Origin of the sequence: Vibrio sp. RC586 (assembly GCF_000176715.1) — a bacterium.
GTDB lineage: Bacteria > Pseudomonadota > Gammaproteobacteria > Enterobacterales > Vibrionaceae > Vibrio.
In genome coordinates this window covers 131,887-151,552 of record NZ_ADBD01000013.1, presented here as the reverse complement: position 1 = coordinate 151,552, position 19,666 = coordinate 131,887, and the positions used below count along the sequence as shown (strand labels likewise).

The following is a 19,666-nucleotide window of genomic DNA, read 5'->3' as shown; positions in this document are numbered from 1 at the left end:
GCAGCCCAATGAGCTGCCGTTACACGAAATATGCGTCTAAGGGCGGGTTAGTTTACCCAGTCACGCAGAGTAAACGTCAGCGTGTGTACATCATTTTTTAGAGTCAGAGTCTCTTTGGTCAGCGTGATCTTGCTCCAGTCGGTCAAGGTTTGTGACACGGCTTGCTCTGTATCCATCACATCACCAATACACATTTTCATGGTCATGCCCATTTTTTCAATGCGGAATTGGTTATCTTTGAGCTCTGCTTTACCAAAGAAGTTGTTACAGCCGGCATTACCGCTGGCCATCATTTTCTCACCGATTTCTAAACGCGGTGCTTCATTGTGTTCACCATTCACCACATCTTTGCCGTCAATTTGTGTGAGCTGCCAATTATGGTGTTGAAGATCTTGAGTTGTGATTTGCACTGCATCACCATTGCTTGCGCAGGCTGTCATCAATACAGGTAGGGTGATTGCGGCAAGTAATGATTTTGAACTAAGCTTCATAGTATTCACTCCGAATGTGGAAACCCGCACAGTATAGTGAATAAAACACTGTTTTTGTCAGAAGAAGGTCATGGTTTATATGAAACTTTGAGCCTAGTCGTATTGCAAAATACTACGAAGTGAATAGAAAAGGATGTGATTCATCTATGGAGCAACTGGAGTTTTTCAATATTGTCAGCCCCTGCATTGGGGTATGTAGTGTCGATGAGAAAGGCTATTGCAAAGGTTGTCTGCGTAAGCGTGAGGAGCGGTTTAATTGGCTGAGTATGACATCGGCTGAAAAGCTACATGTGATCAAGCTTTGTCGTCAGCGTTATCGCCGAAAGCAGCAGGAGGCGCGTGGTCAAAACAAAACGGAAAATCTGAGCGAGAGCGAATTACGTCCAACCGACGCTCAGCAAACACTGTTCTGACTGAGCTATTCCGACCACAAATCACTGACCCAACCTCCTACTTGGTCATCGAAGTGGTTGCCAGCAAATTTGCGTGGTTCGTTGGCTTTGGGATCTTTTACTTGGGTCATCATTTCATAAATATAGCGAGCCATAGGGTCGTTACAGCTGTCTACCTGTTGCTTACGTGTGGCGACTTCTTTAATCATCTTTAGACGATAACTCTTACTGTTACGTTTCATTGGCAAACCTCCAATTTTCGAGCGACTGAGTTAAAAAATTAGAACTCAGTCACACTATCGTCAATGGTCATTTGCTGTACTTTTTCTAATCCAATCTGTGCTCAATATTTTTCTATCTCATTCATATTACTTAGGGCTATGAATTCGTTTGCCTTAGTGAGCGGTTAATCGAGCGATTTTTTAAAGCGCAACGAAGCTACAAATAATCCAATGATGGTGAAGAGGGCTAGCCAAAGAGTCTCGCGCCACAAATCGGCTAAATCTGCGCCGCGTAATACAATTCCGCGGATCACTCGCATAAAGTGAGTAGCAGGAAGTACTTCGGATATCCATTGCGCTACAACGGGCATCCCTTCATAAGGGAACATAAATCCGGAAAGTAGGATTGAAGGTAACAAGATAAACACGGTCATTTGCATGGCTTGTAATTGAGTATTGGCAATGGTTGAGATAACCAAGCCAAGGGTTAAGCTCGCCGAAATGAACAGTAAAGTGCCAAACAAGATCTGGCTCAGAGAACCATTGATCGGGACCGCAAAAATGAAATGCCCCAAACCAAGAATGATGGCAACTTGGATCAGTCCGACAAAAATGTAAGGCACAATTTTACCTATCATCAGTTCAATCGAATGCACGGGCGTAGTGATCAACAGCTCCAAGTTGCCACGTTCCCGTTCGCGCACAATCGCAGCACTGGTGAATAAGATCATGGTCATGGTCAAAATCACTCCGAGTAGACCTGGCACTATGTTGACTGCTGAGCGGCGACTGGGATTGTAGAGTAAGGTGATCTCGAAAGTGGGAATGGTGGGAGGCATTTGTAACACGCTGAAATCAGAGAGTGGCATGTTCTTAAGCCCAGTTAACGCACCTGCGATCATTGTATCGGAACCATCGATTAACCATTGACCAAGCTCTCGATGTTGCTGACTGCGAGCGACCAGATCTTTAGGCAGAATCAGTGCAGCTCGGATGTCACCACTTTCAATGGCTTTTTCAGCTGCACCAACCGTGAGGTAGTGCTGTTTTACGGTGACCACTTGGGTCACTTTCACCGATTCCACGAGTAGACGACCGAAGGTGGAGTGGCTTTGATCGACCACCCCAATCGGAATGTTGCGCACATCGGTATTGATGGCAAAACCAAACAGCAACAGCTGTATGAGTGGGATCATAACCACCATTCCAAATGTGATTCGATCGCGTGACAATTGGCGAAACTCTTTGATTAATATGGCTTTAACTCGGAATAGACTGTTCATTGCCGCCCCTTGCCCGTCACAGTGACAAACACATCTTCCAGACTGGGTCGCGCCAGTGTTAACTCCGCTGCCACCAAATGAGGGAATGTACTGCGTAGCCAAAAGATGGGGTCATCCACTTCGCGATAAATCAACACTCGTAAACGAACGCCTAGCTGCGCCGCAGAGCGAACTTGCGGGAAACCGAGCAGCTGTTCTTTTAAATTGCGTAGCGCAGGCGCTTTTATCTCAACAACGTTGACGCCCATTTGCTGCATCAATTTTTCAGGTTCATCATCAGCGCGAATTTTGCCAGCTTCCATAATCGCTAAGCGATGGCAGCGCTCCGCTTCATCCATATAGTGTGTGGTGACGAGAATGGTGGTGCCTAGTGAGGAGAGATCAAACAGCTGTTCCCAAAACTCGCGACGGTTTTCTGGATCAACGGCGGATGTCGGCTCATCAAGAAACAGCAATTCAGGGTTATGCATGGTAGCTGCTGCCAAGGCTAAACGTTGCTTTTGCCCACCACTCATGCTGGATACACGCTGTTTACGGCGTTCATCCAGCCCATAGGTTTTCAATTGCTCTTGTGTACGTTGTTTTAATACCCGGCGATTCATGCCAAAAATCTGGCCGATGAACTGCAAATTCTCTTGCACGCTGAGGTCGTCGTACAAAGAGAATTTCTGCGTCATATAGCCAATTTTTAAACGTAATTGTTCAGATTGTTTCGGGATCGATAATCCAAGTACATTCACTTGCCCTGCCGTAGGTTGTAACAACCCCGTCAACACACGAATGGTGGTTGATTTACCGCAACCGTTAGGCCCTAAAAATCCGTAAATACTGCCACGTTCGACTTTTAGGTTGATGTTATTGATGGCAGTAAAGTGACCAAATTGCTTGACCACATTTTCCGCGTGGATCGCGTAATTGCTCATCATTACTCCTTACGGTAAATCGACTTGTGCGGGCAGTCCCGATGGGAGTTGCATAGCACTCTCTGGAAGATCGACTTCCGCCAGATACATCAAGCGTGAGCGTTCTTTTTCCGTCAAAGCATAATAAGGCGTAAATGACGGTTCATTGGCAACCCAACGAACGGTGCCGTGATAAGTCTCTTCAATACCATCAATATGTACAGGTACGGTTTGACCAACCAGAAATTTTGCTCGGTGAGTTTCGGGTACATAGACTCGCGCATAAGGGGAGCGATCGGCTTGAACAATAGCGACCACCGTATTGGTAGTGACTCGCTCGCCAATATGGTACGGCAAACTATCAAGTACACCGTCACGCGTGGCGATGATGGTTAAGTCATCCAGTTTTTGTTGCTGTAGCTCTACACTGGCTTGCGCAGCGGCCAATTCTGCTTTGGCTTGGTCTATGTCTTCAATTCGAGCGCCAGCCGTCAATTTACTGAATTCTTCACGGGCGGAAGCCAGTTCTGCGCGCGCAGAATCACGAGCGGAGAGCGCTGTATCTACCTCTGATTGACTGACTAAGCGTTTAGCAGCCAATTCTGTTTTGCGACGTAACGTGATTTCCGCCTCTTTAAACCGCGCATCGGCTTTGGTCACGCGGGCCTGAGCGACAGCGATATCTTCGGGGCGTTCGCCATTAGTGAGTTTGCTGAGAGAAGCTTGTGCTTTGGCACGCTGGGCAATGGCTTGATTGAGCTGAGCAAATTGAGTTTGGGTATCGAGCTTGACCAAAATATCACCTACCTTAACGGAAGTACCTTCTGCGACTGGTAGCTCGCGAATGATTTCACTGCTAGTCGCACTGAAGGTAATACGGTCACGTTCTAACGTCCCTAACGCTTGAGGTGGCGTTTCTGGGGAACAAGCGCTCAGAAGGAGAGTGAAGAGCACTGTCATTGAAAAAGAGTTGGTCATGTTTTCCACCGCCATTTTGTTCCGCCAACGATTGACACAGTGTGTTAAGTGTATGTGGCGATAATAAAATTTTGCACTGATTATCGGCCAACTCTGTGACGGGCTGAACCGGATTTATTCATCAGAAACACGGCAATGTGGAATTTGGCTCCCAATTGGGAGCCAGTAAGAAGAGAAATTAACCGAGCAGGCTGTAGACCAGAGCGGATACGGCGAGTAGGCCGACAAGCAAAACAAAGAAAGTGCTCATGCGTTTTTGGTGTACACGAAGCGAAGGCACTTTGAATACAGCAATCATCGGCATAATAAACAGAATCATGGCAATCACTGGACCTGAAAGTGCCTCCATCATACCCAAGATGCTTGGGTTAATAATTGCTGCGATCCAGATGGTGACAAACAAGAAGGCGATGGTAATGCGCTCTGCACCACGCACGGAAACTCCGAAATTTTTGGTCAGCAGGCCAGACAAGCTTTCTCGTGCGCCAAGGAAATGGCCTAAGAAAGATGAAGTGATCGCAATGAAGGCCACCAATGGACCCAGTGTGGCGATAAATGGATTATCGGTCACGTTGGCAAGGTAGGTGAGCACGGAAACGTTTTGTGCTTTAGCTTCTTGTAGTGCTTGTGGCGAGAGAGCCAGCACACAAGAGAAAACAAACAGCAGCACAAACAGAATTAACACTACGCTAGTTCGGCGCAAAATCTGTTCAGATTTTTGATCCGCTTGCTCACCGTAATGACGGCGTTGGATATTCACAAAGCTTGAAATCGCAGCCGCATGGCTAAACGAAAACACCACCACAGGAACAGCAAGCCATACCGTGTGCCAGAAATCACTGGTTTGCGGGAAAACAAAAGAAGGCATTGACCAGTAAGGGATCAAGTAAAGCGAAAGCAATGCCAGAATCGCCGCTAACGGGTAAACCATCACCGCAAATGCGCGCAGCATGATTTTTTCGCCACTGAGCATGATCGCGATTAACCCAAACACTAAAACGCCTGAGAGCAACGCTCGTGGCGGTGAGATCATGTCCGCTTGATTAACCAAAAAGCTATCAACGGTATTGGTCAACCCCACGCCATAGATAAGCAGAATCGGGAAAATGGACAGAAAATAGAGCAGTGAGATTAAGCGACCTGCACCTTGACCAAAATGCTCTTCTACCACATCGGTAAAATCGGCATTTGGGCGGCGTGATGAAAGCACAAAGCGTGCGAGTCCGCGATGCGAAAGATAGGTCATTGGAAAGGCTAATACAGCCATCAGCACCAATGGCCAAAAACCGCCTAAACCTATGTTAATTGGCAAAAATAAAATACCAGCACCAACCGCAGTGCCAAATAAGCTCAGCAGCCAATAGGTGTCATGTTGGGTCCAATTAGCGGAACGGGCAGCACTAAAATGGGTTACTTCCTGAGAGTCTTTCACTGAAAATTCACTTATCTAAAAATAATAATGCGGCGAATCCTACTCCTATTAGTGGTTATGATCATTTTGCGACGCTGGTCATAATCACTGTGAATGAGCGTTTGTGCTTGCGTTGCAAACTATGAAAATTTGAAAAACTTAGATTATTATTCTTTATTTTGAAATTAAAACCGGAATTAAGTTCTGAAATTTTATGTTTTTTAGTAAGTTTGATTGTTTGGTTTATTTTTGAACAAACATAAGCAAAGATATGCTGAGTAAAGAATCGATACTGGTATGTAGAACGGATTTCGCGCAGAATCAGCCATGATAACTATCACATTGTTCAACATAATTAATGCGTACATTACGTTTTCCCGCTGAGCTGTTACTTGTTTTAACCACCTTGCTGGCAGCTGGGGGATGGGTTTTCTCAAAACAAGCGATTCAAGAACTTCCTCCTTTTGGTTTTATTGGCTTGCGGTTGATCGCGGCATCACTTTGCTTACTCCCATTTTGTTTAGGTGCACTGAAACAAGCATCGCGTCAGGCGTGTTTGCAATCCATGGGGGTAGGGTTATTACTGGCTGCTTCTCTGTTTTGCTGGATCCATGCGATTTCCATCAGCGATACCTTAGGTGAAGGCGCGTTTATCATGAGCCTTTCCATGCTGTTTGTGCCCTTGTTGGCGTGGCCGATTTTTGGACAGCGACCGATACGCGCATTCTGGCTTTCACTGCCTGTGGCGGTGATTGGCTTGTTCTTATTGGCATGGAATGGAACGTGGCAATTTGCCGCGAATCAATTGTGGTTTTTAGCCGCTTCCTGCTGTTTGGCGATGCACTTTAACTTCAATAGTCGATTCTCTAGCCAACTTCCTCCCATGTTGCTGACCACATTGCAGTTGTTCACCGCGGGGTGTTTGGGCATCGCGTTATCTTGGTTAACCGAAAGTTGGCCAAGCACCATCAGCCCAGTGACTTGGAAGTGGTTTGCTCTGAGTGTGTTACTCGCCACAAGCTTGCGATACTTGATGCAAACCATGGGGCAAAAGAGTGCAAATCCAACCAATGCGGCGTTGTTAATGCTACTAGAACCAGTATGGACTTTGGTGTTGAGTGTGGTGATTTACGACGAAACAATGCCATTTAACAAGATGTTAGGTTGTGCGTTTCTATTGGCCTCGTTGCTCTTGTATCGAGTGAGCCAGCTTCGCTTGCGTTAACCTCCAGCTGCTCCTATTCCGTAGCTACCGCCTTACAGCATACTACGGATAGTTATTTCGCTAAACGGCATTGCTATTGCGTAATATGAACTGAATAGTGAAAGTTATACCATTTACATTGTTAAGCGGCAGCGATTGCATTTTATTGTGAATGTTTAAAGTAGACCGAGTTGTTATTTTAATTGTAGTGAAATTTATCGTATGAATTTCAAGTTATAAATTTTATTTTTCGGTGAATGCTTGTGTAGGAATTTACTTACTTATGTTGGCTTATTTTGACATATATTTTCATGTGATTGGGTTCTGATTGATTGTTAGTAGACGATTAGATTATTATTTCCACAATATTGGAATCTATGTCACGAGTCGATATCTTGTTATTACGCTTAATTTTTTCTGCACTACTGCTATGTATTACTTATTTTGCACATTCGGCTACCTATTTAGATGCAACAGAACAAAGCTATTTGCGTCAAAAATCTCAATTAACGATTGCAGTATTAAAAGAAGTGTGGATGCCCTACTGGGGAGGCATTAATGGACAACCTATGGGTATTGAGCATGATTTCGCCACCGGTATTGCTGCTGAGTTAGGAGTGGGAATCAGTTATCAAGGTTACGACACGATTGAAGCTCTTTTGAATGGTGTTAAATCAGGTCAAGCGGATCTCGCGATAGGATTTGGGAAAACCGAGCAGCGAGACGGGGATTTCTTATTTTCTGAACCTCTGTATGAAAATGTGCGTGTTATTTGGTTACGAGATCAAGAACTGGCAAAACAGCCTTTTGAACATTTGAAATGGGCATGCATTCAAGGTACTTCTTATTGCGATTTGATTATTGATCTGGGTTATAAGAATGTTGTTATGGCCAGAAATTACGGCAGCTCAGTCGAAATGATTCGTCAAGGTATCGCAGATGCGACGATCACCAATTACGTTTCGTTGAATTCCTTTTTGAGTAAAAATCGGATCTCGAGCGGACAGGTGATTTTTGATGAAAAGCTAGGAACCCAAGTGAATCGAGTATTAATTAATACTCGTGAGCCGATTGTATTAAGTGCCATTAACAAAGTCATTAAAGCGGATAAATTAGGCTTAACGCAAAATAAATTAAATTCATTAGATGTATATTTTCTTAACGATCAAGAAAATCTAAAATTGTTAAGAGATGAAAAAACTAATACGGTAGTGAGATACACACTACACGATGATACTTTTCCTTTGTCTTATTGGGATGAGAAAGAAAAAAAATATAAAGGTTATGTACACGATATTTTAGAACGTATTAGTTTGAGAAGCATTCTAAAATTTGAGTTTGTGCCCGCTAATGGTCGAAATGTTGATGAGATGCTACGCCATGGGGTGGTTGATATTATTCCTGCCTATAATGCTTCCAACATTGATTCTCGAGATTTTCTAGCCGTTGGTTCATATGATTATATATCCTTTAGTCATATAGAAACGCTTTTGCCTTATTCAGAGAGTAAAATAGCAATTCTAGATCGAACTGGAAATTTTTATCACTATTTGTATAATCAGGGGAAAATAAAAACTGCACCTGTTTATCGTAATGTCGATGAACTTATGCTAGCCATCCAAACGGGAGTCGTTACACATGCGTTAGTAAATAATTCATTGATTAATCATTGGCTGCTTGAGGGGGGGGTAAATGTATTTAAACTTTCTGATTCATCAGAAATGCACGATATTAACGTAGATATCACTATGGTTGTTCGGAAAGATTCGGCAGTTTTACAAAATATGTTGCATAAGGTTCTCGCTACATTCACACCGCAAGAAATAGAAGAAATTAAATCAAATTACAATAAAGTAACGGTAAATTATGGCTATGATAAGAGACAGGTTATTATTTACGTATTAATCGCGGTTTGTATTTTATTAACAATTGGCCTGCTATTTACTTTATGGGTGACACGCTTACGTTATTTATTAAGAAACACCCAACATGTCGCACAACTTTCTACACACCAAATTCAGTGGTTAACGGAATTGCTTGATGCCATTCCGAGTATGATTTTTATCTCTGATGACAAGGGAGAAGTGATGCACACCAATGCCTCTTATCGAGAAAATTTTCAGGTGTGTGGTGATAATGACTGTTTTAATCAGCGACCTGACTGCTCCTTTATCGCTCTACCGGAAGAACTGGATGCCGAATACTCATTAGTCATACAGGCTCCACAAGCGAATTGTTCAATTGGGGGACATTTCTTTCATGTTATTCGCCGCACTATTTCTCACCCGATTAATAAGCGTCAATACTATCTCACCTTGTTTAACGATATCACTGAGCTAAAAGAGACTGAGCAAGCTCTGCGCCAATCCACCGAGCAAGCGCTACAAGCGGTTGAAGCGCGAAACCACTTTCTCGCCGTGGTCAGCCATGAATTGCGGACGCCGATTGCCGCGATGTTAGGCCTGATGGAGATTCTGGCTTCACGTTTAAAAAGCAGCGAAAGCCAGCTGCTACTGACTAACGCAATCAACTCTGCGGAACGATTGAAACTGCACGTCAACGACATCTTGGATTTTTCAAAGATAGAGGCGAAGCTGCTTCAATTAGACATTGCCTCTTACAATCTGGCTGATGAACTGGGACCTTTATTGCGTGGCTTCGAAGCGAGTGCACAACTCAAACAGATTGAGTTAGAGGTAATTTGGTCTCCAAGTGCTTTGCTTTTAGTGAAGTTTGATGCATTGCGCTTTAATCAGATTGTGACCAACTTGCTCTCAAATGCCATCAAGTTCACAGAACAAGGACGAGTAGTGGTGAAAGTGGAGGTTGCGTCAAACCGTTTGATCTTAGTGATAGAGGATACTGGTTGTGGCATGACGCAAGCTCAGATCGATTCGATCTTTGTGCCGTTCGTACAAGCAGACAGCACTATTACGCGTCGATTTGGTGGCACAGGACTTGGTATGTCAATCGTGGCGAACTTGATCGAGCTAATGCAAGGTCAGATCACGGTTCAGAGTGCGCTGAATGAAGGTACACAAGTGACAATCTCTTTGCCTGTTGAGATTGAACCTTGTCATGAGTTTCAAGAGCAGGTGTTCGCGATGTCTTACCGTTCGCCTTATCTTTTATGGGCAAAAGCGTTGGGTATCCAAATTCAGGATAATGAACACCAAATGGAGATGACAGGGCGTAACGTCTATCCTGACCTGCTGCTCAATATGCTTAGAGCTTCGATGCACTCGATCAGTGAAATCGCTACGCCTACGCAACCCCGCTTGTTGCAAGGGCATGTGTTGGTGGCTGATGACGATGCCATTAACCGTTTGCTGATTAAAAGGCAGCTGAGTGAACTTGGCCTAAGTGCGACCTTAGTAAATGATGGATTACAGGCACTCGAAAAACTACAGGCCAATCCTGAGCAGTACGATCTGTTAATCACTGACGGCCATATGCCTAACCTTGATGGTTTTGCGTTGACTCGCAAAGTCAAACAGGAGGTCTTCGAGTTTAAAGGTGCAGTGATTGGCTGTACCGCGGAAGATTCTCGCTTCGCCGCAGAGCAAGCTCGACAAGCGGGAATGGATAAGGTGATCTACAAACCCTATCGTTTGGCCACGTTACGTACGGTATTGAGCCGTTACCTTGCTCCACAAACCGTAGAAACTTATGAGAAAAGCGGTTGGTTAGAGGCTTATCAAGATGATGAGCGTGAAGAGATGGCAATGGTAGTTGTTGAGTCTCTTACCCAAGATATTCAGTTACTGAATCAACCCGATTGTGATGTGAAAGGGGTGGCTCACAGAATAAAAGGGGCCGCAGGTTCCCTTCAATTACAACGGTTAGCTGAGTTAGCCAAAGCCGTTGAGCAACAAAACGATCCGCAACAACTTGTTGTGGAAAAGCAGCAACTGATCAATGCCATGCATGAAGTGGTAGAGCAGGCACAGCAGTGGCTCAATCAGCATCAGAGCGAATAGCGTTATGAAAATCATGATAGTAGAAGATGATCGAATTCAGGCGACCAGCCTGAGGCTCAAGCTAAGACAGCTTGGGTTGGATGAGGTTATCTTGGCTGAAAACGGATTTGCTGCCTTAGAATTAAGCAATAAAGTGGGTGTTGATCTCATGTTTTGCGACATCCGAATGCCCCATATGGATGGGATCAGCTTGCTTTCACAATTGAGCGAACGAGCGCCAAAGCTTGGTGTGGTAGTCCTGAGTGCGGTTGATGATGCCATTCTTGAGTTGACACGCAACATGTGCAGTCTGGCCGGATTTTCGTTTGTTGAGCGTTTATCCAAACCTTATGAAGTGAAGGATTTACAGCGTGTCATTGAAAGGTTTCAAAAACAGGCTCAACCTAAAACAGACGAGTGCAAATCCACGATTGAACTGACGGTAGAAGAGATAGAGCAAGCTTTTATTCATGACCATATTTTTAACTACTATCAACCGCAGTTTGATTTTCGCAGTGGGGAAATGGTTGGGGTCGAAGCGTTGGTACGTTATGAACACCCGACACATGGCCTGTTAAGCCCAGCAATATTTTTGCCTCTGATCGATCAATGTGGCTTGCATGAAAAACTTTTTCTCACCGTGTTGGAGAAAGCGGTTTCTGCTTTGGCCAGTATTGATGCCGAGATTCAACTCTCGGTCAACATCAGCCAGCGTAATTTGCAGCAATCGATTTGCGATCCCATTTTGACGATTTGTGACAAACATGACTTCGCGGCAAGTAAGTTGACTTTAGAGATGACCGAACACGAAGTGTATAACGGCACTATGACGTCGTTAGCAAACTTGGCTCGATTACGCATGTATGGTGTGGGCTTATCGATCGATGATTTTGGCACGGGGTACGCCTCGCTAGGGCAACTGGCTCAATTACCTTTCACTGAATTGAAGATTGATCGCAGCTTTGTGCACGATCTCGCCACCAATTATAAACACCAGCAATTAACCAATATGTGTCTACTGTTGGCTCAATCTTTAGGGTTGCACTGCGTAGTTGAGGGAGTCGAGAACGAAGAGACTTGGCAATATTTGCGTCACCTTGGCGTGGATACTTGTCAGGGGTATTACTCCGCTAAACCAATGCCGATAGTCAAGCTTAGTGAGCTGTATACCAAGAATCGACGTCAGTGTCTCGATTGCCAAAGCATGGATGATGGATGGCAAGTGTTGTTGGCGAATAACCATCTATTAAGCGCCAATGCACTGCAAAAATTGCTGCAAAAAGAACCTCAAGTCAGCAAAGTGTTCATCGCTCAAGATATTGAACAAACCTTGCATAAACTGCGCGATCTCCCGATTAACTTGGTCGTGGTAGAAAGCCACTTTTTATCTGGCATGAGCCTTGAAGCCTTTAAAGATCTGCTTCGTCCTTACTATCAAGGGCTGGTAATTGAGCTGCAGAGTGGATTAGGCGTGGAGGCGCAGGCCGCGGACAATGAATCCATAGTATGGAGAGCCAATACTTTAGCGGATACGGTGAGTCGTATTTTAGATCAAGCAGCTCAATTCAACTCGCATGTTACCAGCTTGGCTCAGCGTAATGAGTTGGAGCAACTTTCGGAGCGAGAAATGACGGTTGCTAAGATGCTCGTTGAAGGATTAACAAATAAGGAAATTGCCTTACAACTGGATATTAACCAAAAGACCGTGAGTACCTACAAGGTACGGATCATGACAAAATTAGGGATTAAATCAGCCATGGAATTGGTACGATTTGTTACGTTGAAATAGAACTTAGAGATATGGCAACTCCTCCTTTTTCAGAACTTAAAGTATTGATCATTGATGATGCCCCGATCGTGATCGCCAGCTTGCGCAGTATGCTGCTTAAACTGGGTTTTTCCGAACCAAATTTAGTGTGGAGTAAAAGCCCACGCGCTGCGGTATTTATGGCTGGGCGGCAGAAGTTTGATATTTTTATTTGCGATTATAATTTCGGTAAAGGATTGAATGGTAAGCAGGTTTTTGAAGAGTTAAAACACTATAAACTCATCAAACAGGAAGCGGTTTTTGTTTTGGTAACGGGCGAAAATTCATCTTACGTGGTGCATTCCATTTTGGAGCTCAAGCCGGACGAATACATACTTAAGCCCTTCAACATTTTGACTCTTCAAGAGCGGTTAACTAACGCGATATCACGCAAACATGCACTTAAAGCTCTGTATCAAGCTGAGCGCGATGGGGATGCTGAGTTGGGTTTGAGTTTGTGTGATGAACTTGAGCCTTTCCATGCCGATTACTACTTTGTGATCCAAAAATTCCGCGGCGACTTTTTAACGAAGTTGCGCCGTTTCGACCATGCGCGAGAGGTCTACCTAGAAACGTTAGAGCACAAAGATTTTGACTGGGCAAAAATCGGTCTTGCGAATGCTTTAAAGCAGACTGGCAGGCAAGTGGAAGCGGCGCAAATCATCCAAGATCTGTTGGCCAAAGCACCCAATAATGTACGCGCGCGGGTAGAAGCCGCCAGCATCAGCCTAAGCAATAATTCCATTCCTGAAGCGATTCACCATCTGCAGATCGCTAACCAAATTGTGCCAGGGCATTCCGATCGAGAGTGGGTTCTGGCTAATTTGTGTTTGTCAGTAGGGGATACCGTTTCAGCGCTTGAGCGTTACCGGCTGTATGTGGAAATTAACAAAGAGACCCATCGTAATACTCATCAAATGCACCTTAATTTTATCCGGATTCTGTTGTACGCCGTGCGGCAAGCACCATCACCACAACGGGAGCAATGGTTACAGGAAGCGAAATCGATCCTCAAAGGGCTTTACGATAAAGGCCAGCATGAGGAATTACTGCCACAATTAGAGTTAGTGGCAGCGCATCTTGCATTGGAAGAGGGTGAATATGGCATTTCGGTGGATATCTTAAACAAAATTTACCGCGCCAAACCGTTCGAGTTATTTGAAGATCGTTACCATTTTACTTGGCTACTCAATGTGATGGGGTTCGATTCAGAGTTTGCCAAGTGTATTGGTTGGTGCAACGAGGCGCTTTTGAATCAAGAAACGTGCATTGTTTTAGAAAGCCAAATTGCCTTAGGGAAATCGTTGAAACAGAGTAACCTCGATAAACTGGAATGGTTGGAACAGCGCTATCATGCATTATGTAATAAGCAGCAAACCATAGATACGCTGCTTGAGATCTACATGGATATTTTGCATCGTTGTCCAACCTTACGTACCGTGTGTATGAAAGTGGTAACCATTTTGTCGCGTTACTGGCCACATAAACTCAGTGAGAGTGAAGCGGAACAGCTACTAAAACGTTGTCATCGCACCATTCAGCAATTAATGAGTGAAGAGGAGTTGGCTAAGGCCGACTATGCAGGTCTTTATAAAAAAACGATGAGTTTTCGTCATCGATACCACGCTACGCAAGCTGAACCCTCTGAAGTTTGACTGCCCTTGTAGAAGGGCAGTCTTAGGGTTAATTGAAATAAGCAATCATATCAACGCTATCACCTATGGCTTGTGCATTTAATGAAAAATGCAGGTAGCCGGCTTGAGTGACTGGGATGCTAAGGTATTCATTACTGCCTTTATTGTTTGAGGCGTGATCAAACTGCTCGCGAGTGGGCCAATATGTTTGAGCGGCAAAGAGATCAATATCGCCTTGATTCTGTATTGAAGCGGTGAGCAAAACCTGTACTTCAGTTACCCCTTCCGGAACATAAATAGCGACATATCGTTGTTGGTGTACGGTAAGGTGTTGGGATTGCCCCGCCTCTAATAGCAAAGGTGCAAGATCATCTTTGAACTCTGGGTGCTCACTGGGTTGTTCTGTCACTAAATGAGCATTGAGCGTTACGGCTGAGTAATCTGAACGCCCAGCAACGCTTAAGTAGTAACGCCCAGGTTTGATGTAACCATCTTGCTCAGGTTTGAAGGCAATCAACTCATTGCTGCCGTAGGTAAACTCGCTTACTTGATAATCATAGTAATGGGCGACTTGCTGATAACTCATGTAAAGATCGGCATCACCATCACCGGAAATGGAAACCTCAAACTCGCGGCTATGCTCTGGGACATCCACATAAAATAGGTGTTCACTGTAGGTCTGTCCGGTTAGGGAGAGAGAGGTGTTAGCAACGAATTGTGCTACGGCTTCCGGTTGTGGTTCTGGGGTTGGCGGTACTTCCGGTGTTTCTGGAATGACACTCTGTACGGTATCTAGCCAAATCTGAAACTCAGCATTATAACTATCACCCATGGTTTTGACGGTTTGTGCCCACTGTGCAAATTGGCCTGAGCGTGACAGTGCCAGTAAGCTTTCCACCTCTTGCGGATGTTTTTCCAGCATGAAACGTACAGCTAAGTACCCCCAACGATAGATACGATTGGTATCGTGTGAGTAAGTGGTTGCAAAAATATCGGTAAGGCTCATTTTGCCTTGTGAGATTAACTCCACCGCGGCTTGATAACCCTGCTTGTAATACATGTATTCAGCAAAACCTTCCAACCACCAGACGATATGCCCGTAAGCCAAATTGTCGCTGAATGAACCATACTGATTGAAACGAGCATCTAAATAATGAGTGTATTCATGTTCTAGATTGAGTACCGATAGTTCAGCACCGTTGGCATAGCGGTAGGCAATAAAGCGTGCTTGGTTGCTGTGATCGGCTGGATTGCCTTCTAAATATTGCCCACCGTTATCCGTGCTATTACCAAACAGGAACGAAGAGTAGTTAACGTAAGTATCATTATTGGCAAACACTACCACTTCGACCCGATTATTGTGGTCATTTTCAACAGGAGCAAAGCCTGTATTGGCAACTTGATGAAAATCAGCCTCTTTCTGATTGAGGATGTCACAAGCTTGGGCTGCTTGATCATCAGACAGATCTTGCGAGCGAATGATCGCAGGTCCTTGGCATTCAAAACGATAAGGTAAAACTCGCGCGGCTAAATCATGTTTGGCATTCTCTAGATCAATTCCCAGTTCTTGTAATGCATTTGGAGCGTAGTAACGAAGCATCTCAACTGCAGCGAGCCATAATTTATCGTGTTTACTTCCCAAAGGATAACGAGCGATCATCTGCTGCATCACCTGCAAGGCTTTCTGTTTAGTGACGACATCAGGGCTGACGAGTAGACGGCCGGTTTCGCGCAGTGCGTTGTAAACCAAAAATTCAGCCTCAGTCTCTAAGGCCCATTCATTATCCAGAGCAAATTTATACAAAGTATCAATGTGTTGTGTGTTGGCTGCGAGATAGTGATAAAACTCCGCATTCGCTATGTGACCAGACATCGCGCGGAATAAGTTATTTAAACCATCCACCCATTGAGTCTCTTGTGCGGTAGTTGGGTTAAAACGTTGGAGAGCAGAAACCATGGCATCCATGGTGAGAGGCAACTGTTTCACGTTATCCACCATCAAGCTCAGGCTTTTCATTGCCCCCACTTGTTCGCGGCCTTGATCAAAGGCATTCGGGTGACGCAAGAAACGGTCAATCGAGCGACCAAAACGTTGACTCAAACCTTGAGAATAGGGCTGATTGCCGGCGTTATAACGCACGTAATAAGCTGCACGAATAAATTCACCGTAATTTTCTAAGCGGCGAGCTTGCTCTGCGTCACCTGTGTAGCGAGCAATTTCGGCATCCAAGACCATCTGTAGGTTGGAGAGAGAAGCCTCGCTGTAGATGTTTTCCAAGGTGGTTGTTGGAGCATAAAACCAAGCACTATAACAAGAGTGATTGGCTGCGGCGATTTTGGCCGGAAGATCGCGCGCTTGTTGCAGTGCCGATATTTCACACCCCGCCTTTGCATAAGTAACATGAGAAAACCCAGCAGCTAAGCAAGCTAAAGCGAGACGATGACGTTGAAAGCGTTTTTGAGAGTACACAGTAACACCTATTTATTATCAATATATTGGAGGTGTGGGTTATACGTCTCGCCATTAATTTCGTGAAACTAATTACATAGAAACTATGAGGTTAATTCAGAAAATAGAGTCTTAACTCTATTTTCTGTGATGAATCAAAATTTAAGATAGGAGTAGCCTATTTCTAAAGATTAAAAGTGTAGGCGACACCCCAAGTGACATCCCATCCCAACTCTCTTTGTAGTAAGGGGCTCGCCGAGTCATGGTGCTCCAATTCAATTTTTGCAAGGCTAATCCAACGATTGCCAAAGTCGTAAATACCAATCAACCCCGTTTGATAAACCCAAGTGCTTGACGCATCAAAGGCGGGTAAACGAGAGCGGCCCGATTCCGTGGAGGAAACGGAGTAAAGATGCTGTGAAAGTTTTGCATCGCGATAATCTGCTTCTACGTAAGGTGTAAGCGTCAGTTGTGATATTGGTGTAGTAAAGCTGCGGCTTAAATGCAATTGCACTTCATAACCATCATGTAGGTTGGTGACATCATGCAAGTAAGTGATTCTTGCCCCAACGCTACCAAAGGTAATACCTAGCTCACCATTGCCTTTACGTTCGTCGATACCTGATGGGATTTCATCAAAGTCTTGGCTAACTTCAGCAAACCGCCACTGTCCACTTAAGCCAAACCAAGGATGAAATAGGGTAAGGTTGGCCAATGAACCATCCACAAAGCCATATTGACCGTTATAAAAAAGATTAGGCTCCAGTGAGAATCCGGCCTCTTCGTTTTGTGAACGAAAAACTGATTCGCCATAAACCAAACTACCGCCTACAAAGGCATAGTCATAGTAATCGGGTTGTTCAGTCGCGTAAGCCGATGGCATGGCCGCGAGAAGAGGCAAAGTCAGTAATGGAATGTTGAGCTTCATTATTATGGTCTCCTGATTGTGAGTGCTAAGCCGTACGACTAAGGGCGATAACGCCACATCGTGGGTATATAGAACTTTTCAGCAGACAATTTCTTTCCTAACTATTGAATGAAGTTATGAAATTAATCGGTAGACCACACATTGCGAATGTCTGGCCAGCCCCAATTGGTCAATTCAACATCATGCAAAACACCATGAAAGCGCAAAGTCTGGCGATGATGAAAAAGAGGGGCGAGCCAGGATTCACTGACCAACAAAGAAGCAATCGGTTCGAGTTGATGTAGGTAGTCCTGTAATGGTACTTGCTCACGAACCGTGTCTAATTGCTGAATTAACCACGCCTTATCATTTGGTGAAGCGCATGCATGCAGTATGGGATTACTAAATAGCATGGCAAAAGCGGACGCGTGGCGGTTGTCATCCAGATTGATGTTAGTGAGCACCAAATTTTCATTTAATTCCCCCTTCCGCGCTCGCTGATTGAGTTCACGGTAGGTATAAGTTTGGATCTCTAAAGTAATACCTTGTTTAGCCAACAGTCTTGCTATGGATTGAGCGCAGATTTGCAGTGCAGTGTAGTTGTACAACGCAAGAGTCAGTTTTCTCGGCAGAGTAACATCTGGTGCGGGGGATTTTAGTACCGCACGCCACAAAGGAAGTAAGTTATGAGCCGGCTCAACGCCAAATATTACCCCCTGTTGATTCATCTCTCCTTCAATCGATCTAGGATTGAGTATCTCACTCAGTAAGTGCGCTTGTGCTTGAGTGAGCGGGTTTGGAGCTTGCTGATTAAATAACACCATTAAACAGCCATCTTCGACTCGGCTCTGATGTTGAGTAGAGGAAAGAGGGTGAGGAATTCCCGTTATCGAAACTTGGTGATGGCAGCTTGCCGTTTTGGCTTCGGGCTGATTGGTTTCAATTAACGGCTCGTTTAAACGCTCTTCATCCACTCGCCAAATGGTGACGCGATCAGTCAGTGCTCGACAGCCATAAAACTGACTAAAAGCTTTCAGTTTTAGTTTGTTGTCGGTGTGTTCTTGCACTTCAAATGGACCACAGCCAACGACAGGGATGATCTGCTCTCCATGGTATTGGCTGTCATTAATCTGGCTTACAGGCTGAATCGCGTATTTCACCCCTGAGATCATCCCAGCAAAACCGGGGTCGGGGCGTTGCAACTTAAATACCACTTTAAACGGTGTTGGTGCATGAATATCGGTGATATGGGCTAATTCGTCTTGATGTGTCTCTAGGCTTGAGAGCTTAGCAAACAGGCTGACAATGGTGTTTGCGTCAATCGCGATGCCGTTATGAAAGGTCAATTCTGGGCGCAGGTAGAAAGTCCATTGCCAAGTTTGCAGATCATAGTGCCAGTGATGCGCTAATTCTGGTTGAACATGCCCATTGGCATCCGAACTGACTAGGCAGCTGTAAATTTGGCGAATCAAAAACCGCTCACTGCTACGCTGAGGAAGGTGGGGCAATAAAGGTTCAAAAGGGCGCTTATAGGTAAGTTGAATGTGTAGGCGGCCTTCTTGCAAACTCGCCCCCGAGGTTTTTTTCAGCAGTTTGGCAAAGGCGATTTCATCGTTATCCAAAATCACCATCGCTTTCTCATATTTACCGAGCTGAACTCGCTTCGCCGCGAGCTCTTCTTTGAGTTGTATCAGCTCAATGTGTAAATGCAGCAGGGAACGATGATGTCGTCCAGCCTTGGGAGCCCAAGTTAACCAGCCAAACTGATTTAAGCGCGCTAATACATTTCTGGCATGACGCGGGCTAGTAAATAACCGTTCAGCCAGTTCTGGCAAAGTGGTTTTGATATCACAACCCACCCCCAATGGTGTTAGGCGAGCGTAGTAGCGCAATAAATTGAGGTCGGACACGGTTATCCCCGTAGTCATTTCATGTGTGGCTATTGTAGTGAAAATTTGGATGTTTAATGGAGAAAACCTGAACTGACTTTGTTCCTCATTTCTGCCATTTTTAGGCTTTTTATGCCGA

The 19,666-nt window shown here is 44.8% G+C and carries 14 protein-coding genes; 5 read left to right on the top strand and 9 right to left on the bottom strand.

The features are described from left to right. Positions 1 to 47 precede the first annotated feature (47 nt). The gene (locus tag VOA_RS04795; protein ID WP_000778136.1) at positions 48 to 491 is read right to left on the bottom strand and encodes an META domain-containing protein; all 444 of its coding nucleotides are present in this window, start codon (positions 489 to 491) and stop codon (positions 48 to 50) included. Positions 492 to 637: 146 nt separating this feature from the next. Between VOA_RS04795 and VOA_RS04800 the strand changes: the two genes are divergently transcribed. Beyond that, positions 638 to 904 (top strand): DUF1289 domain-containing protein, encoded by a 267-nt coding sequence (locus tag VOA_RS04800; RefSeq protein ID WP_000436144.1) that lies wholly within the window; start codon positions 638 to 640, stop codon positions 902 to 904. Positions 905 to 909: 5 nt separating this feature from the next. On the opposite strand, the gene VOA_RS04805 is transcribed toward VOA_RS04800, so the two are convergent. From VOA_RS04805 to VOA_RS04825, 5 genes are all read right to left on the bottom strand, one after another. Beyond that, on the bottom strand, positions 910 to 1,125 hold the full coding sequence (locus VOA_RS04805; RefSeq protein WP_000828214.1) for a hypothetical protein: 216 nt from the start codon (positions 1,123 to 1,125) through the stop codon (positions 910 to 912). Positions 1,126 to 1,289: 164 nt separating this feature from the next. Beyond that, positions 1,290 to 2,387 (bottom strand): ABC transporter permease, encoded by a 1,098-nt coding sequence (locus VOA_RS04810; protein WP_001086618.1) that lies wholly within the window; start codon positions 2,385 to 2,387, stop codon positions 1,290 to 1,292. Next, a complete protein-coding gene (locus tag VOA_RS04815; protein WP_000073737.1) occupies positions 2,384 to 3,310 on the bottom strand; it encodes an ABC transporter ATP-binding protein in 927 nt (308 codons plus the stop codon). Before VOA_RS04815 ends, VOA_RS04810 begins: the two co-directional genes overlap by 4 nt. Positions 3,311 to 3,319: 9 nt before the next feature. Further along, positions 3,320 to 4,282 carry an HlyD family secretion protein gene (locus tag VOA_RS04820; protein ID WP_000257684.1) on the bottom strand — a complete coding sequence of 321 codons (963 nt, stop codon included), beginning with the start codon at positions 4,280 to 4,282 and terminating at the stop codon, positions 3,320 to 3,322. A gap of 163 nt (positions 4,283 to 4,445) precedes the next feature. Next, the gene (locus VOA_RS04825) at positions 4,446 to 5,699 is read right to left on the bottom strand and encodes an aromatic amino acid transport family protein (RefSeq protein ID WP_000655335.1); all 1,254 of its coding nucleotides are present in this window, start codon (positions 5,697 to 5,699) and stop codon (positions 4,446 to 4,448) included. 337 nt (positions 5,700 to 6,036) lie between these two features. Here VOA_RS04825 and VOA_RS04830 point away from each other — a divergent pair, with 337 nt between their 5' ends. From VOA_RS04830 to VOA_RS04840, 4 genes are all read left to right on the top strand, one after another. Then, the gene (locus tag VOA_RS04830; RefSeq protein ID WP_001259715.1) at positions 6,037 to 6,903 is read left to right on the top strand and encodes a DMT family transporter; all 867 of its coding nucleotides are present in this window, start codon (positions 6,037 to 6,039) and stop codon (positions 6,901 to 6,903) included. A gap of 356 nt (positions 6,904 to 7,259) precedes the next feature. Further along, a complete protein-coding gene (locus VOA_RS0118545; RefSeq protein ID WP_000091956.1) occupies positions 7,260 to 10,862 on the top strand; it encodes an ATP-binding protein in 3,603 nt (1,200 codons plus the stop codon). Positions 10,863 to 10,875: 13 nt separating this feature from the next. After that, positions 10,876 to 12,630, top strand: coding sequence for an EAL domain-containing protein (locus VOA_RS04835; protein WP_032468395.1), 1,755 nt, complete (start codon positions 10,876 to 10,878; stop codon positions 12,628 to 12,630). 11 nt (positions 12,631 to 12,641) lie between these two features. Further along, positions 12,642 to 14,303 (top strand): response regulator, encoded by a 1,662-nt coding sequence (locus VOA_RS04840; RefSeq protein WP_000235133.1) that lies wholly within the window; start codon positions 12,642 to 12,644, stop codon positions 14,301 to 14,303. 28 nt (positions 14,304 to 14,331) lie between these two features. Here the strand turns inward: VOA_RS04840 and VOA_RS04845 are convergent, their stop codons facing one another. From VOA_RS04845 to VOA_RS04855, 3 genes are all read right to left on the bottom strand, one after another. Then, positions 14,332 to 16,752 (bottom strand): M9 family metallopeptidase, encoded by a 2,421-nt coding sequence (locus VOA_RS04845; RefSeq protein ID WP_000287256.1) that lies wholly within the window; start codon positions 16,750 to 16,752, stop codon positions 14,332 to 14,334. A 163-nt stretch (positions 16,753 to 16,915) separates the two neighbouring features. Next, positions 16,916 to 17,659, bottom strand: coding sequence for a MipA/OmpV family protein (locus VOA_RS04850; protein WP_000773188.1), 744 nt, complete (start codon positions 17,657 to 17,659; stop codon positions 16,916 to 16,918). Between the two features lie 122 nt (positions 17,660 to 17,781). Next, positions 17,782 to 19,548 (bottom strand): SgrR family transcriptional regulator, encoded by a 1,767-nt coding sequence (locus tag VOA_RS04855; protein ID WP_001281660.1) that lies wholly within the window; start codon positions 19,546 to 19,548, stop codon positions 17,782 to 17,784. Positions 19,549 to 19,666 lie beyond the last annotated feature (118 nt).

Bases quoted from the DNA above. Each gene is read 5' to 3' on its own strand.
- VOA_RS04820 (WP_000257684.1), bottom strand. From the start codon at position 4,282: ATGGCGGTGGAAAACATGACCAACTCTTTTTCAATGACAGTGCTCTTC.
- VOA_RS04805 (WP_000828214.1), bottom strand. From the start codon at position 1,125: ATGAAACGTAACAGTAAGAGTTATCGTCTAAAGATGATTAAAGAAGTC.
- VOA_RS04795 (WP_000778136.1), bottom strand. From the start codon at position 491: ATGAAGCTTAGTTCAAAATCATTACTTGCCGCAATCACCCTACCTGTA.
- VOA_RS04850 (WP_000773188.1), bottom strand. From the start codon at position 17,659: ATGAAGCTCAACATTCCATTACTGACTTTGCCTCTTCTCGCGGCCATG.
- VOA_RS04810 (WP_001086618.1), bottom strand. From the start codon at position 2,387: ATGAACAGTCTATTCCGAGTTAAAGCCATATTAATCAAAGAGTTTCGC.
- VOA_RS04830 (WP_001259715.1), top strand. From the start codon at position 6,037: ATGCGTACATTACGTTTTCCCGCTGAGCTGTTACTTGTTTTAACCACC.
- VOA_RS04840 (WP_000235133.1), top strand. From the start codon at position 12,642: ATGGCAACTCCTCCTTTTTCAGAACTTAAAGTATTGATCATTGATGAT.
- VOA_RS04815 (WP_000073737.1), bottom strand. From the start codon at position 3,310: ATGAGCAATTACGCGATCCACGCGGAAAATGTGGTCAAGCAATTTGGT.
- VOA_RS04835 (WP_032468395.1), top strand. From the start codon at position 10,876: ATGATAGTAGAAGATGATCGAATTCAGGCGACCAGCCTGAGGCTCAAG.
- VOA_RS0118545 (WP_000091956.1), top strand. From the start codon at position 7,260: ATGTCACGAGTCGATATCTTGTTATTACGCTTAATTTTTTCTGCACTA.
- VOA_RS04800 (WP_000436144.1), top strand. From the start codon at position 638: ATGGAGCAACTGGAGTTTTTCAATATTGTCAGCCCCTGCATTGGGGTA.